This is a genomic window from Caballeronia sp. SEWSISQ10-4 2 (genome assembly GCF_030464885.1).
In the GTDB taxonomy this organism is placed as follows: Bacteria; Pseudomonadota; Gammaproteobacteria; order Burkholderiales; family Burkholderiaceae; genus Caballeronia.
This window is the reverse complement of the sequence record NZ_JALPRJ010000059.1, coordinates 1-15,076: the sequence shown is the minus strand read 5'-3', so window position 1 is coordinate 15,076 and position 15,076 is coordinate 1. Positions and strand designations below refer to the sequence as shown.

Annotated in this window: 13 protein-coding genes, 1 tRNA gene and 1 pseudogene; 9 read left to right on the top strand and 6 right to left on the bottom strand. The window is 52.6% G+C overall.

What is annotated here, in order from left to right:
* The first annotated feature begins 3 nt into the window (after positions 1–3).
* The 6 genes from dnaQ to M0D69_RS31120 all read left to right on the top strand — a co-directional run bounded on the left by dnaQ (position 4) and on the right by M0D69_RS31120 (position 4,946).
* Positions 4–741 (top strand): DNA polymerase III subunit epsilon, encoded by a 738-nt coding sequence (gene dnaQ / locus M0D69_RS31145; RefSeq protein ID WP_301785701.1) that lies wholly within the window; start codon positions 4–6, stop codon positions 739–741.
* Positions 742–820: 79 nt separating this feature from the next.
* Positions 821–895, top strand: a tRNA-Val gene (locus tag M0D69_RS31140).
* A gap of 175 nt (positions 896–1,070) precedes the next feature.
* Positions 1,071–2,090 (top strand): site-specific integrase, encoded by a 1,020-nt coding sequence (locus M0D69_RS31135; protein WP_301785700.1) that lies wholly within the window; start codon positions 1,071–1,073, stop codon positions 2,088–2,090.
* A gap of 226 nt (positions 2,091–2,316) precedes the next feature.
* Entirely contained in the window at positions 2,317–2,955 is a 639-nt protein-coding gene (locus M0D69_RS31130; RefSeq protein WP_301785699.1) for a division plane positioning ATPase MipZ, read from the top strand.
* A 10-nt stretch (positions 2,956–2,965) separates the two neighbouring features.
* Positions 2,966–3,226, top strand: coding sequence for a hypothetical protein (locus tag M0D69_RS31125; RefSeq protein ID WP_301785698.1), 261 nt, complete (start codon positions 2,966–2,968; stop codon positions 3,224–3,226).
* 502 nt (positions 3,227–3,728) lie between these two features.
* On the top strand, positions 3,729–4,946 hold the full coding sequence (locus M0D69_RS31120; RefSeq protein WP_301785697.1) for a hypothetical protein: 1,218 nt from the start codon (positions 3,729–3,731) through the stop codon (positions 4,944–4,946).
* Positions 4,947–5,240: 294 nt separating this feature from the next.
* Here the strand turns inward: M0D69_RS31120 and M0D69_RS31115 are convergent, their stop codons facing one another.
* Entirely contained in the window at positions 5,241–6,674 is a 1,434-nt protein-coding gene (locus M0D69_RS31115; RefSeq protein WP_301785696.1) for a hypothetical protein, read from the bottom strand.
* Positions 6,675–6,980: 306 nt separating this feature from the next.
* Between M0D69_RS31115 and M0D69_RS31110 the strand changes: the two genes are divergently transcribed.
* The 3 genes from M0D69_RS31110 to M0D69_RS31100 all read left to right on the top strand — a co-directional run bounded on the left by M0D69_RS31110 (position 6,981) and on the right by M0D69_RS31100 (position 9,810).
* Positions 6,981–7,235, top strand: coding sequence for a hypothetical protein (locus M0D69_RS31110; RefSeq protein WP_301785695.1), 255 nt, complete (start codon positions 6,981–6,983; stop codon positions 7,233–7,235).
* A gap of 489 nt (positions 7,236–7,724) precedes the next feature.
* Positions 7,725–8,516 carry a penicillin-insensitive murein endopeptidase gene (locus M0D69_RS31105; RefSeq protein ID WP_301785694.1) on the top strand — a complete coding sequence of 264 codons (792 nt, stop codon included), beginning with the start codon at positions 7,725–7,727 and terminating at the stop codon, positions 8,514–8,516.
* Positions 8,517–8,817: 301 nt separating this feature from the next.
* Positions 8,818–9,810, top strand: coding sequence for a DUF3644 domain-containing protein (locus tag M0D69_RS31100; RefSeq protein WP_301785693.1), 993 nt, complete (start codon positions 8,818–8,820; stop codon positions 9,808–9,810).
* A gap of 71 nt (positions 9,811–9,881) precedes the next feature.
* Here M0D69_RS31100 and M0D69_RS31095 read toward each other — a convergent pair whose 3' ends face one another.
* From M0D69_RS31095 to M0D69_RS31075, 5 genes and pseudogenes are all read right to left on the bottom strand, one after another.
* Positions 9,882–11,108 carry a hypothetical protein gene (locus tag M0D69_RS31095; protein ID WP_301785692.1) on the bottom strand — a complete coding sequence of 409 codons (1,227 nt, stop codon included), beginning with the start codon at positions 11,106–11,108 and terminating at the stop codon, positions 9,882–9,884.
* 406 nt (positions 11,109–11,514) lie between these two features.
* Entirely contained in the window at positions 11,515–12,702 is a 1,188-nt protein-coding gene (locus M0D69_RS31090) for a hypothetical protein (RefSeq protein ID WP_301785691.1), read from the bottom strand.
* 141 nt (positions 12,703–12,843) lie between these two features.
* Positions 12,844–14,139, bottom strand: coding sequence for a HEPN domain-containing protein (locus M0D69_RS31085; protein ID WP_301785690.1), 1,296 nt, complete (start codon positions 14,137–14,139; stop codon positions 12,844–12,846).
* A gap of 317 nt (positions 14,140–14,456) precedes the next feature.
* Positions 14,457–14,843 carry a hypothetical protein gene (locus M0D69_RS31080; RefSeq protein ID WP_301785689.1) on the bottom strand — a complete coding sequence of 129 codons (387 nt, stop codon included), beginning with the start codon at positions 14,841–14,843 and terminating at the stop codon, positions 14,457–14,459.
* A 48-nt stretch (positions 14,844–14,891) separates the two neighbouring features.
* A pseudogene (locus tag M0D69_RS31075) lies at positions 14,892–15,076 on the bottom strand (hypothetical protein); the annotation flags it as partial.

Here is a 15,076-nt window from a genome sequence, read left to right as displayed (position 1 = left end):
TCTATGCGCCAACTCGTACTCGATACCGAAACCACCGGCCTCAACGCCCGCACGGGCGACCGCATTATCGAAATCGGCTGCGTCGAGCTGATTAATCGACGGCTCACCGGCAATAACCTGCACTTCTACGTGAATCCGGGACGTGACAGCGATCCGGGCGCGCTCGCGGTGCACGGCCTGACCACGGAATTTCTCAGCGACAAACCCAAGTTCGCCGATATCGCCGCCGAGTTGCGCGACTTCATCGCGGATGCGGAGCTGATCATCCACAACGCGCCGTTCGACGTCGGTTTCATGGACGTCGAGTTCGGTCTGGTTGGCATGCCTTGCGTGAAGGAAGTGTGCGGCGGCGTGATCGACACGCTTGTGCAGGCGAAGCAGATGTTCCCCGGCAAGCGCAATTCACTCGATGCCTTGTGCGATCGCTTTGATGTCAGCAATGCGCATCGGACGCTGCATGGCGCCCTGCTCGACTCTGAGCTCCTTGCAGAAGTCTATTTGGCGATGACGCGCGGCCAGGAAAGCCTGGTGATCGACATGCTCGGCGAAACGCCAGCGGCCGGCAAGGGCCATGCACCGCGTATCGCGCTTGATGATCTGCAGTTGCCAGTGCTGGTGGCATCGGCGGAAGAGTTGAGCGCGCATCTCGCCGTTCTTGACGATCTCGACAAGGCGGTTAAGGGAACGAGCGTGTGGCGGATCGAGATGGCGATCGCTGCCGAGGTGCCGGCGGCGTCCTGATTCAGGCGATCAGATTATTGAAGCACTCAAATATTCGCTTTACGAAACGGCCAAGCTCTGACATAATCCAAAGCTCTTCGGGTGGTTAGCTCAGCGGTAGAGCACTGCCTTCACACGGCAGGGGTCACAGGTTCAATCCCTGTACCACCCACCAGGATTTCGCGGTTGAGTTTGCATCGCGTTGAAAAAGGCCCTCAGGCAATTGCTTGAGGGCCTTTTTCTTTTCTGGCAGCAGAGCCTAACTCGCGCACAACGCCATTTGGCGCAAAAGCGGCGCAGTCGAAAATAGCCCCAGACACAAAAGCAACCAACATCGTCTGGAGCATCAAATGGCGGGCATCTGGAAACGCGGCAACTACTGGCGCGCATACATCAGGCGGCAGGGTTACCCCCAGCAGAATCGCAGTTTCGACACCCGAGCCGAAGCCGAGGCTTGGGCTCGGAACATTGAATGCGAGATGGACCGCGGCATCTTCGTCGACCGAATCGAGGCCGAGCTCAACAGCTTCGGCGATCTCCTGAAGCGTTATGCCGAAGAAGTCTCGCCGCACAAAAAAGGCGGTGCGGGAGAAATCCTACGCATCCGCAAACTGCGCACGGAATCGCTGGCCGAGTACAAGGTTGCGGCGCTGACAAGCAAAGTCATGGCCGAATACCGCGACAGCCGGCTGCGTCAGGTGAGCGGATCCACGGTCAACCGTGAGCTGACTCTGATCGGCCACGTGCTTACTATTGCCCGCAAAGAATGGGCTATTCCCATCAAAGCCAACCCTGTATCGGAGATCCGTCGCCCCAAAGAAAATCGGGCACGCACACGTCGTCTATTCAATGACGAAGAAAACCGCCTGCTTTCCGAGCTCGCCCCCAGCCGACGTGACGAGAACAGGCGCTTCGAGCCCGGCGGCTGCCGCAACAAATGTGTGCTGCCCGTCGTGGTCTTCGCGATCGAAACGGCCATGCGCCGCAGCGAGATTCTCTCCCTGCATTGGCCTGATGTGTACCTCGACGAACGATTTGTCCGGCTGCACGACAGCAAGAACGGAGAGCCGCGTGACGTTCCGCTCTCGACACGAGCTGCGGCCACACTGGCGGCCCTGCCACGCGAGCCTGACGGACAAGTGTTCCCGATCACCGGGGAAGCCCTCAAAAAGGCATTCACCCGCGCCTGCGAGCGTGCCGGGATCGCAAACTTGCATTTCCACGATCTGCGGCACGAAGCGACGTCGCGAATAGCTGAGCGCCTCGACAACATTCTGGAGCTATCAGCCGTGACCGGACACAAGACCGTACAGATGCTGAAGCGCTACTACCACCCGCGTGCGACTGACCTGGCGAGAAAGCTTGGCTAATGCACGGGTGTCCGCCCTGGCCCGACTGAAAAACCTAACTTGCACACAACACCATGTACGGCTGCGGGCTCGGCCGCATAGGATGCGCTCAACGTAACTCAACTCAGAGTCGCCGGGCAAAGCTCGGAGCGGCACGACTCGACGGTGAGTAACTTAACTCCAAGCCACTCGGCGCAACTCCAAGTAGTTCCACGTGAAGTTACTCACCTCATCAGGGAGCGAAGCGATGATCCTATTGATCGCCGCAGAGAAAGGGGGCGTTGGTAAGTCGACGCTTGCCACAAATTTGGCCGTTCACTTGGCCCATCAGGGCGTGGACATCGTGTTGCTCGATACCGACGGCCAGGCGACGGCGGCCCGGTTTGTCGAGCGGCGCGATGAGGTTGGTATCACGCCGGCTGTGCCGTGCGTTCAGCGTTCCGGCGAGATTGCCTCGACGCTGCGTGACCTCGCGCGACGGTATCAGGTGGTCGTGGTCGATGCAGGCGGCCGCGATTCGCGCGAAATGCGGTCCGCGATGGCCGTCGCGAATCTGCTGCTCGTGCCAACCAAGGCCAGTCAGGCGGATCTGGAGACATTCTCGAAGGTCAACGAGCTGATCGGCCTGGCGCGCGGACTGAATCCGAAACTGAAGGCAGTAGCGGTCCTTTCCATCGCTCCATCCAACCCGTTGATTCGTGAAGTCGAGGACGCACGGAACCTACTGGCCCAGTTTGACCACCTTGAACTCGCTGACACGATCATCCGGGACCGCAAGGTCTATCGCGATGCCCTCTTGGCTGGAAAGGGCGTCACCGAGCTCGACAACAGCCAGGCACGCGCGGAGATCCAGCTTCTCGCACAGGAATTTTTCGACCTCAGTTGACAGGATTCACATGACCAGCAAATTCAAGCTTCAACCGCACACGGCCAGGCCAGAGCTTCGCCCGGCCAGCCCCGAAGATTTTTCCAACGATGCCGGAATGGTCCGTTCACAGCAGCAGCCGCGCCCATTAAAGCCCGTGCGCCTAAATCTGGATCTCACCCCGGATTTCCATGAGCGAGTGAAGCTCCGTGCAGCATATCTGCGGTTGACCGGCGCGCAGTACGTGCGCGAACTGATATTGAAAGACCTGCAAGACCGAATACTGGATTAACTCAACTCTAATCAACGCTGATTGACTTTACTCAACTCGCGTGGCCCAACTCATAGGAGAGGCATATCATCGGTGTTACGAAGGTCGCGACGGTAGCCGTCTCTACTCATTGCCGTCGAGAGACCCGTTGACGGGCGCCCCGTAGTTCAGGGGGTGGAATGAGATGCCCAAGCCCCGCCCCGCCTACCTCTCCCACCTTGCTATAGAAATTCTGTAGCAAACCAGATTCGCTCGATCGCACAAGCGAACTCCTTCCCTAATGACCCTGCGATACCGCTATTGACACAGTTAACAGCCAAAGCAGCCCTCGGCTCGACATCCTCGCAGCAATATCTCGTTCGGCGTAAATCGGCCACCTTCGTCCTTTGACCGGCGCTCTCACGAGGACGCTCGAACGTCGGTTCAACCTAACACCGGACCTTCACACACGGACGCAGTTCGTAGCTGAGTTCGGGCAGGTGATATTCTTTCTGCTCGCTGTATTTCCACACACGGATGCGGTATGAAACGTTCTCTGTCAATCGCTAATGGGCCGAAGCAGCAACTTTTTCTCGCATACCTGAACAGCGAGTTCGCCAAGCGAGCGGTGCGCTCCCAAGCGGCGCTTGGAGTCACAGCAGACGGATCTTTCAGCACTACGGTACATACAGTATTCGGCGAAAACTTCGGCCAGCTCGAACTGCAATGGGTATTCGACACATCGTCGACCGGAGAGCTGATCAGTGTTGAGGTATCCCCGATAGGCGAGGCCATTTATGGGCCTGTGGTGGACTGGGAGAACGCTGCTCAGGATATTGTGAATTCGGCACTACTGTCTGCATTCAACGAGCGCCGCACTCGAACGGTTAGGCGCCAAATCTTGTATTACATCGGTCCTCAACTGGATGGCGAGTATTGGTTCCGCGGTGTGCGGCTGGCTCCCGCCATGTTGGACGATCCCTTTCCCGCCCTGCTCAATGCTGAACGCGTCGTTGCCTTGGACTTCGAGGTTGATTCGATTGACGAACGAGATGCTAGCTACTTGGCCTCTGAGTTCTCTCGGCGCTTGGCGGCTCGCTTTTCGCTCTTGCTGGACGTCGATCTATATGAATATACCGGTGAACAAGTCTGGGTTCTCCTTCCTGAGGGATCGCGAAGTGAAAGGTTTAGTCGGGGCGTCTTCAATGTACCCGTGCCAACCTCCATGCCGGGCAAAGGAAACATTTGCGGCGCGGGCGCCTGGGGATCGGCGATCGCAACATACGGCCGCACCACAGGTACGCTGAAAATGCCTCCCGAGGCCAGAAGGATTCTGAGAGGACTTGACGGTTTGGCAGAACCAGTGAAAGACGCGTTCGATGGTGCTGCGAGGATGTATCAGATTGGCCTGTCGCTATTTCAACGTTTTCCCTCTGCTGCACTAGCTTATCGTGTTGCGTCAATCGACGCCCTGCAGCAAACGGAGCCGGACTGCAATGGCTTTAGCGAATTCATGCGGAAGTATTCACCCCAAGCCGCGGCAGACCCGAAGATGCTGGATTACCTGCATAGTGACATCAGGTCGTCCCACTTTCATGCGGGTAAGTTCGATCTGGGCGAGTTTTCAGCGCAGCGACATATGGACATTGTGTCTGACCCAGACACAGCCCACCGTTCCCTCCTGCGCTATCGATGTTTCGAGGTAACACGGGAGGCGCTGGTGAACTGGATGGTGTCGATCGCCGCGCCCCCTTGTTCATGAAGCCTCTGTAGGCACCCGCTACCGCGTAACGACGTCGGCGATGATGCGGGCCTTGAGCGCGGAGTTTTTCCCGTCGTTCCGCACTTGAGTGGTCACCGTTGCGGAAGCCTCCGTGCCCGCATGGTTGATCTTCACGGCTGCTGGTGGGTATGTTGGCTTCCGGGGACCGCCTCGTAGATGTCGAGGGGAGTGACGAGTTTCTTCTGCGGGTCGGCTCACATCTGAAAACGGAGTTCCGCGTCGTCATGAAACCAATAGACACGAGGGACGGAAATACGTTGTCCTTCGCAGGGATCAATTAGGGCCGCCTGTGGTGAGAATTTTGCGAAGCACCTGTCGCTCATTCGGGGTAAGTAAACGAAATGTGATCTCGTTATCGAGCCCCTTGATCGCTGCGTCTAGCTGTGAGGTCTTGGCATTCTCCCGAGCGGTCCGTAAATTCACTTTTAATTCCTCAAGCTCCTTCGTTTCTTGATGCGAGGAGTTCTCGCGGAGAATAGCGGTTTCTACGGCCTGCGCTCGCGCTATATCAAAATAAAGGTCGAAGCCATACGATTTTCTGAGCTCGGAGTTTTGAAGCAAAGCGACAGCCTCACGCAAAGGGGTAAGCGAATCTGTTTCCAATTCGGCTATATATATAGACGATTGCGACTTTTTTTCCTGAACCGAAAGATCTCGCCATTCTCGGGCGATCGCCTCGAAGGTCGAGACACCGAGTACGTCTAACGGTGATAAACGCTGGTCGAGTGAAGTCAATCCCGCCTGATTCGCCTTCCATGCCGTCTTTAGACTCTGCTGCGCATCGCGCAGGCGTTTGGTCCATTCTCGATCGTTTTCTTGTGGAGGATTGTTTGAGACCTTGATTACGGTTCGTGTGAGTTGATTTACATTCTTTATATCGTTACGATCAGTATCATAGGCTTCTTTGGCCTTATTGTAGGCCAGTAACAAATAGTTGTTATCCCATTCATCGGATAATCGAAAGCTCCTGGGGCGGGCAAGATTGTAATAAAACCTCGATGAAATTCTCAATACTGACGTGCGTTGATCGCTATTGGCTGTTTGATATGCTTGCGTCATAATTTTATCGCCATCACGCGCGACATTCTCAAACTGTTGTTTGTCATTATTTCCCAGTTGAGATATTTCAAGGAAGATGGCTGCTTTATCGAGCAGTGCCTCTGTCAAGAGCTTTGGGCTCTGAATCTCTTGAAAGTAGTGAACGGCTTCATCGGCCCAGAATGTCGCATTCGGCTTTGTTGAACTATCGTCTTCTACAATCCGATACATTCGATTAACGTACGACAGGGATTTAGAAACCTTCTCCGGATTCTGTTTTTTTCGATCAGCGAGCGACGATTGCTTCCAGGCATACTCAAATTGATTGCGGGCTTCTATCAGGGAGGTCGCGGGCGTCGTGCCTGGGGAAATAGTGCGGGCTGAACGCGCTACCTCCGCCGCTGCGATCCACTTATCGATAGCTGCAGACAGCGTGATCCCTCCCGTCGGGCTCGGTGTCTCGTTCGCGGACCGTATTACTGAGTAACCGAACGACACGCAGCCAGCGAAGAACAGTAGAAGCGCCGCAAACCGCCATGTATCGTGCGATCTGCGAAAAAATCCATAGGCAAGGCACGAAAACAAGATACACATTAAGGCAACTATCCCGAGGTTACTCGCCGCAGCTGCCTTAATGATTTCCGGTAAATTCTTCGCGAAGTCTTCCATACCTAACTCCGCAGCAAGGCGATTGATGATTAATACGAACGCGTTCAAATCGCCGTAAGTTATGTCACAGAATCGCAACGGGCCGCCGGCACTTCGAAGTTCTTTGTATTGTGCGAATATATACGTCGCGGTACAGAATAGATATTCCGGCCGCCATTCTGAAACATACTGCACGGTCGATTTCCGTATGTACGCTAGCGCTCATTTGTGCCATTTCGTCCTTGAAAAACGAACAGCATTTTCCTACGTTTGTTTGGACTGCCCGACATTCCCGGCAGCGCCTATCAACCAACCTCAAGGAAGTATATGGACCAGTTGCGCGGTAAAGTCACCACAGTTTCATTCCATGTTGTGTACACAGATGGGTCGACAAAGGATTCCATTTTCGAGCCCAAAGAGGAACTGAAAGCCATCTTGCTGTCGGAATCCTTCATGACGGAAGAAATGAAAAAGCTCTTTACTAAATCTAAGACAGACTGGAAGGTAAACCCAGCGATGATCATTGTTGACGGGGCGAGGATTTTGGCAAATTGCGATTGGCCAGACTGCCAACAAGCTTAAATGGCAGATCTCACCAAGATAGTGGTGTTTTGAAGCACTTGCAGGGTGCAACTCGACCTGACCGACGGTTTTGTGTCAACAGGCTTGCCACCCGAATGTCATGTTCGGGTCGATGCTGTTGGCAAAGTCTGTGTCAATTCGTTCCGCAAGATTTTCATGGGTCGTTTAGTCTACCCCTAACCAAGGCTTACGAGTGGCTTGTAGCCCGATCTGAAAGCTCGAAATTTTTGCCTGCGGCGCGGCAATTCCACGCGGCGACTTTTTCAACAACGTCGGTCGGACTGAGGACGGTCAAAGTTAGTTTGACCAATGCGTGAATAGCTGTGCCGCGAAATGCTCATTTCGGTTACCTATCTATGCCGCAAATTTGAGAACCGATAGTATCCATTGTCCTTCGCAAGGGCTCGCCTCCCGCCAAATGCACCGCTCCCCATGAATGAAGAATGAATCGACCTCGGCGAGCTAAAGTGAAATAAAAAGGAGGCACCTGTGGCAAAAGCTAAATCCGCGAAGAGTCCCGCCCCCAGCGGCGAGGTCTTGACAACAGCGCCGGTCCAGATGCTTATCGCAAATAGGGACCAGCTCGGCGCTGATGTTTTCCCGCTCCAGACAGGCGAGGCATTTGCATCAATCCCAGTCGGGGATGTCCGCCCCGGCAGCCAGATTACGTGGTATTACTCTGGCCCCGCCGGAGCGACGATGACGCTTTCGTTGAATCGCGTTCCGAATAGCGGAGGACATATCCACGCCGGTGGCCCGACCGGTTCCCTGAGTCGTACCTCGATCATTCTTGGTACGAAATACCCCCAAAATGAACCGGTGGTTTTCACCGCCCCCGATGCCGCTGGAACGATCGAGATCACTGGCGTCGCCTCGAAAGGGGGAAGTACTACTGGCCAGAACCGAGTCCATATACCGGGATTTACCGCGCTCACGGGTGGCGTCGGTCTCACATTGACCGGAGGGATGCCTGAGCATCCCGGCAATCATTTCGGTTTGCCGGCATTAGTGCAGAAAATTCAGCAACTGGGTGCGCAATTTCACGCGAAATTTGGCAAAAATCTGTTCGTTAATGATATGAGTTTGCACGATGGGGGCCTTTATGACTTCCATAGTACATGGGCGCCCCCCCACGCAACACATCGCGAGGGACGTACCGTTGATGTCAATAGCACCTCGATGTCGAGCGAAGAGAAGGCGTTCTTTAAGGCAACTGCTACTGGTCTCGGCTTTCGCGTCGCGTTAGAAAGCACCCCTCCGCACTGGCATCTGACGATGTAGTGTCGTCGTCTAAAGATAACCCGAGGCGCGCCCATGTAGTCCGGCAGCGAAGTATCAGTCGAGTGATTCAGCGACGTTCGCTTGCTAATCTACCCCCGCTTAGTACCTTCTCACGCGCGAAAAGCCCGCGATACTAGTACCGCTGACTTTTTCCGATCTGAACGTCTGCGTTGCAGTTCTCTCCGCCGCATCGCATATACTGTTCGAAATGCTGATTAACCCTGAAATGCGAGAAGCCCTCACGCAATGACCGTTCGGCAATGGCGAGAAAAGCATGCTATAAAATTACAAGGAGACCAACTTGGCAAAGGCAGCAAACAAGCGGGTAAGGACGGTTGGGTCAATAGCAAATGAATTGATCAAAAAATCTCGCGAAGCAGCATTATCCGCAGTTCAGATCTTTAACAGTCCGTCGATCACATTTAAGTCTGAGACGTTTATTGTTTTGATGGTTATCGCATGGACGTATTTACTTCATGCGCACTACCGGAAAAAAGGCGTTGAATACCGGTATCACAAAATTGCCGGTGCACGTAGGATTTTCGAACGTACAGGTCAAGGTGCTTTTAGGTATTGGGACCTCGCACAGTGCCTGAAAATTGGAGATTCACCTGTTGAAGAGAGCAGCGCGACGAACCTGGCCTTTCTAATTGGGCTGCGACATGAAATCGAGCATCAAATGACCACGCGGCTTGACGAACAACTGAGCGCTCGATTTCAGGCGTGTTGCCTCAACTACAACGATCTGGTCAAAAAACTATTTGGCGACGCACACGGCATTGACAAACACTTATCGTTCAGCCTGCAATTTTCCTCTATTGATACCGAGCAGGTAAAGACCTTGGACGATGCAAAAGGCCTGCCTGCTCATATCCGAGCCTATATAAACGCATTTGACGCCAAGCTAACCGAAGACGTTTTTAATGATCCTAGATTCGCTTATCGCGTCTTATTTGTCCCTAAGAGTGTAAATAAGAAAGGACAGGCAGACAAAGTCATTGAGTTCATTAAATCTGACTCTGATCTGGCGAAAGATGTAAATCAGCATTACGCTGTGATCAAAGAAACCGAAAAAACGAAATATCTGCCTTCGCAAATAATCGAACTAATAAAGGATAGAGGCTTTAAAAATTTTACCATGCATGACCACACTACCCTCTGGAAGAAAGAAAACGCGAAAGACCTGAAAAAGCATTTCGGCACATCGGTAGCAGGTCATTGGTATTGGTACGATTCCTGGCTTGAGTATGTGACAAATCATTGCCAACACCAGCCCGAACTCAAGCAACAGTAGCAGCAACTTCCTAAGAGGTGTGTCGCCATAGTGAGATAGGGTTGTTTGGGCTAACGGAGGAAAGCGTAACGCTAGTGCTTCCCGAGAAGTTCATTCATCATCTGAACCCTTTTTCTCGTCCGAATCGCCCGCATGGCTTTCTGAGTGTACGTACCTGAATCGCCCCTCAGGTTTAGGAAGTATTCGGTAGCACCGTGTTGAGCCAGAGAAACTCGATTGCAAAGATGTCCGAACCTACTCGGGCAGTTGGACATTCCAGGATTTACGATTTTCAGTTGTCGATCTCCAGATAGCGAAAGCCAATCAACCAAAGTTTCGTCAATGTGTCGATCGCCAAATCCATAACCAATGCATATCAGTTCCGATGCATAGTTAACATATCGGCGAAACAGTTCCATAAATTCAGGTGGCGCAAGTTGATGCGCCTGTGGTGTAAATTTGTGCGCCCCCGAAAGCAGCGTATTCCGCAGAAATTGTATTTCACCATGGGAATCAATGTAGATATTTTCATTTATCGCGCGAACGCCATCCCTTTTCCCCAGCGCTAGATCGATTGAGCTTATTAAGGCGAGCTGCTGAGCATACGAGCTAGGGTCGCCATTTTTCGCAGCAATCTTAACGTAACTTAACTCGTCACCCTGTGCAAAAATATCTAACGCGCCATGTATTTTTATAAGATTTATACCTGCCTCGCCAGGCTTGAAGAAGTGATAGTCGTTTGCCTCGATGCTAGCGCGAGGTAGGCGCTCGAAACTTACACTCTTTGATTCTCCATCACCGGCTCCCATTTCTATTTCGACAGCCTCTTTAAAACCTGATCTTATTGGGATAGAGAATTTTCCGGCTAGCAACTCTATTATGAGATCGTGATTTATTGAAAATATCCATAAGGGTTTATTCTCTTCGACCAATTTGGTGATTCCACTAAAATCATCTAAGACGCAGGCTGAAAAAGCGAGATTTTTTATTTGCCGCTCCATCAAAAGACCACGAACTGCTTGGAGCAGGAATCCATTTATTGCGTGTAAATTTCGACGTTTCTCTTGATCCCTCTCACGGGAAAACGCAACTTCGACTGCACCAATAATGTTTTCATAATGCATATCTTTGTTACTCAGGAACGAAACAAGCATCGAAATCAAGTCGTCGCTCCAGCCCCCTCCCTGTGCCCGCCATAACGCATTAAAGCTCTCTAGCTTTTCTTTCGGAAGCCATCTTTTCAATTCTGCGGTCAACTCACTAACCAACTGCATTCCACAATCGAATGACGCCCCTGCACCCAGAAACAGCGCTTGCATAGGAAAACCTTCAAAAATTAACGATATGAAACTGCGTCCCCATTTCCCACGATGAATGCCCAGTGTCGATTGTTATCGTCCGGCTGCCATGCCTTGGGTAGGATACCGACTCGCGCAGCGCTTCAGGCCGATCAGGGACGTTCGTCGGATAGAAGGACTTTCGCACGGTGCCCCCCGGAAATTAGAATAACGCATAGTAACCCCGTAGCCGCCAGGATTTTGCGAGTATTGGTCATCGCGTCTCTGCTCCGGGAATTTAGAGGCATGGATTGTCCACGATTCAATTGCGTTTGGTGAAGGTCCGTTTGTGGCGCGGTCTTTGCCTGTCGTTATCCCCAGGCGGGTCATCACTTACGGTGATGCTAGGTGAGATTGCCATGAGACAATCGTTTATCCGCTAATCCATTTAGTAGACGCGAACAAACGGATCAAGCTTCTTAGCTACAAAGTGGTTCGGGCGCCATCCACTTAGTAGCTTTTCGATAAGAAATGTATCCGCTAGGCTGGTCAGCACTCCGACAACTGGGTTCATGAAGCCCGCCCCTGTCGTCAATGCATATCGAAGAGTTTTTCCCTTTATGCCTTGGACCTGGTCCTCGGACAAAATTGCTTTCATATATGCTGAGACCAAATTCTCATCGATATTCACTGAAGTAATCCAGTTCTTGAATCGGCTAGCGCTGCTCAGCAATTGCAGGAATTCATCGAATGAGCGTTCTCCAGAGTCTATGCATTCGGCTAAGCTGGGTGCATCTGGAAGATTGACATCGACGAACTTTTGTTGGGAATCCGCGTGCTCCTTTGTGCTCTGAAGCAGTTCGACGTATCGAAGACGGATCAGAGACGAGGCAACCTCCGAAGTCACGAAGTCACCACTATAGTGAGACGCCATTGCCAAATCTGCTCGCGCCTCAAGAATCGTGGTCAAAAGATTGGCGATCGTCACTGCCTCCTGAGGCGGCGCCTTAGCGTTGCGATGCGTGTTAATTTCCCCAAAATCGATGTCCGAGAAGGCGCACACCCCATTAGGTAACCGAAGAAGCTCAATACTCAGTGATCGGTCGCCATCAAAATACCGATCATCAGCGTGGAGAATTGCCTGCCGAATTGCGGTTTGCATATACACATCGTCGCCGAGATCAGATCGAGCCGCCTCGGGGATACCCCCCTTTACAAAGTGGTTTCCCGAAAGCTTCCGTGCGACGACCAGATCTATAAACCACAACGAGAACTTTCGCGCGTCCTTGCGAGCGAATCCCTTGCGCTCTAGTTGTAAAGCGATTCGATCGTATGGTGTCGCCAATTTGCCTTTTTCGTGCCCGGACATAGTTACCGCGGCGAAGTCGTAGAACTCAGTTACCCCTACTTTGTTTGTGACCGTGGCGAGAATCTCGTCGCAAAACACCGCACTCACCTGTGGAAGGTCGAGAAGGGTCTTTAGGCGCGGAAGACCGATTTGGTGTGCAAGCCCCACAAGCGTGCCGGGGTCAAGGACAAGATGGACGCCCTGATAGTAGAGAAGCGCCTCTGCGATCTGGCCGACCGTCACCAAACTCCCGTTTTCCGCCCGTCTCAGGACGACCTTCTCGAACATATTCGTTTCCGCCGTTGATTGTGCAGCCCAAATTGTTGCGTCCAGGACGGGCGATCCTACGACCGCCCAAGGATACGTTTACGGGTAGTTCCCGGTGTCCGGCTATGCATTACAGAAATACCCCCGCCGGCCTTCTTACGCCTATTCCTCTTTCTCGTCCGTTTCGATCAATTGTGCTTCTTCTTGAATGATGCGAAAGCACAGCCACCGCAGCTTGCCAAGTAGGCTTCGCTCAAAGACTGTAAGTCGGCTTTTACCGCGGTGAACAATCTTGGACCGAATATCGTAGATTTGGCGGAATTGAACAAGTATCTCTGCTCTTTGAGTATGAGTTTTCGCGATAAGGTAAGCACAGCGGTTTGATAGTAGCTCGCCCAAACCGGTCTGGTCAGATGAGGCTTTATCGCCGAGAAGAATCTCAACAACGACCGCGGCTTGGACGAATTGGAGCAGCTCATCGTTGCCGCAATAGCTGTCGAGAAGCCATTGTGCGGCAAGGATGAGGTGCTTCGCGCGCTCTGCGTTTCTGTAGATCGCACTCATAGTGTTGAGTTCTATCTTAATGCGACGCACGAAACTCTCGTCTGTGCCCGAATGGCCATTCAGGTCGTCCATGACCAGACAGCGTATTAGCTCGGAGTGACGCGTCTCCAGATTCTCCGCTTCCTGAGGGATCCAGTTGCCATCTATATGCCTGTGTACGTAGTATTTTTCAGGCGTGGAGTACAAGTTGTAGGTCCAGATGGGCTTCATTAGACGTTGTGCAATGCAAATGCCAAAAAATGATCTGATCGTATCGATTGCCTGCCTTTGCGGCTCGGTAGCAGAGTATTTGCCACAGAAGCCAGCGATTCTTATCTGTAGATATGCGGTGTCATTTTTCCATTCGGCTGGGGTTTGACTGGAGAGCAGACCACCGCCGGCGATGGCTTCATCCCGTTTTGCAATTCCAGAAATTAACGGAAACTCATCTTTCAGGGATTCGCCTTTTCGGATCGAAATGGTATCCGAGATATCGAACTGCCCGACATGCTCGCAGAATAGACGGCTAAACGCAGCGGGCAGCGCTGCTGTGACAGTGTATTGCCAAGGCAGCGAATTGAACTCAGTTACTAGCCTGGATGCTAGTGAGCCGAGATCTGCGTAGGGTTCGATTTCTGACAGCGGTTTGACTTCGCCACTTTCATACACCTGTTGCTCAAAGAGCTCTCGGGAGAGAGTTTCCGACACGAAGTCGACGAATGGCGATTCACCGATGTATTTTTTTAACGCTTCCTGAACTTTACCTGTCTGCGGCAAGATAGCGTCGAGCCCGATAAGGCGATCCGATGCACCTGAGCCTAAGAACATTCGGTTTCGGACTTCGATCTGACCGAGCGCTTGTGTCAGCGTTGCGGCTAACTGCGCCAAACAATTTTCATGGAGATTGAGTGTCATTCGCAGGTCAGTTTAGTTTTTTGCGTCAAAATAATGTCCGTGAATATTTTACGGTCCCAATGTGCAGCATGCCGCAAATTCGTCGAATCGCCGCGTAACGGTCCCGACGGGCTCTGATGCCCGAGGATGAGCCGGGATGGGACGCCAGAGGCTGAGCCACGAGTGACGTGGCAAGATCGCATCTGTGTTATCCACCAAAGAGAAATTTAATGGCGTTGAATACGTTGAAGCAATCGCTTCGATCGAACTGTGACGGTCAAAGTCACTTCGACGGATTGATCCGAAGCGGCGATAGATTAGGCGGAAGTGCAACCAGTCTAGGCGCCTGCGGTAAAGATCTCCCGCGGCACCAGACTTATCCGACAGCGTCTGAAAAAGTGGGAAACCTCTTCGGGCTTTAGTTCGACGAAAAAATGTCCGAGGTGCAAATCCCCGGACTTCAGCGCGTGAGCGACCGCCGATTCCGGGTTCGTGAAACCCGTGGTGTCGAGCACGAACACTTCGACATACGGCGCTTTGTGTTTCGGCTTACCACCGCCGTCATCGGTAAGCCAAAGATCGACGCCGAACACAATATGCTCAGGCGGAATCAGCCCGGTATCGTGTAGCAATCGCCTCAATGCAACGGCACCTTCGGCATCGTCCGCGTATGCCGTACCCATCCAGTCATCGGCTGTTTCTGGTGCACCGAGAAACGTATCCATTCGACACTCCTTCGGAACAACCTGTCTTCAACATATCAGCGGTCTGGTTCAGGCTGCCATTCGGTACTCGTAATACGGCCTATTACGATCATCGAGAATGGCGTACTGCGCCGCGAGGTTCGCAGGGTCTGGATTGAGCCACGCGTCGATGTGTTCAGGCTTGATCGGGATGATGCAGCGGTAGGAATACTTCTTTTTATTAGCAAGAAATGCGTTGACAGACATGGCACTCT

Excerpts from the sequence above, each read along its gene's own strand:
- dnaQ (WP_301785701.1), top strand. The coding sequence starts at position 4 with ATGCGCCAACTCGTACTCGATACCGAAACCACCGGCCTCAACGCCCGC.
- M0D69_RS31115 (WP_301785696.1), bottom strand. The coding sequence starts at position 6,674 with ATGGAAGACTTCGCGAAGAATTTACCGGAAATCATTAAGGCAGCTGCG.
- M0D69_RS31135 (WP_301785700.1), top strand. The coding sequence starts at position 1,071 with ATGGCGGGCATCTGGAAACGCGGCAACTACTGGCGCGCATACATCAGG.
- M0D69_RS31120 (WP_301785697.1), top strand. The coding sequence starts at position 3,729 with ATGAAACGTTCTCTGTCAATCGCTAATGGGCCGAAGCAGCAACTTTTT.
- M0D69_RS31095 (WP_301785692.1), bottom strand. The coding sequence starts at position 11,108 with ATGCAAGCGCTGTTTCTGGGTGCAGGGGCGTCATTCGATTGTGGAATG.
- M0D69_RS31090 (WP_301785691.1), bottom strand. The coding sequence starts at position 12,702 with ATGTTCGAGAAGGTCGTCCTGAGACGGGCGGAAAACGGGAGTTTGGTG.
- M0D69_RS31125 (WP_301785698.1), top strand. The coding sequence starts at position 2,966 with ATGACCAGCAAATTCAAGCTTCAACCGCACACGGCCAGGCCAGAGCTT.
- M0D69_RS31085 (WP_301785690.1), bottom strand. The coding sequence starts at position 14,139 with ATGACACTCAATCTCCATGAAAATTGTTTGGCGCAGTTAGCCGCAACG.
- M0D69_RS31130 (WP_301785699.1), top strand. The coding sequence starts at position 2,317 with ATGATCCTATTGATCGCCGCAGAGAAAGGGGGCGTTGGTAAGTCGACG.
- M0D69_RS31080 (WP_301785689.1), bottom strand. The coding sequence starts at position 14,843 with ATGGATACGTTTCTCGGTGCACCAGAAACAGCCGATGACTGGATGGGT.
- M0D69_RS31110 (WP_301785695.1), top strand. The coding sequence starts at position 6,981 with ATGGACCAGTTGCGCGGTAAAGTCACCACAGTTTCATTCCATGTTGTG.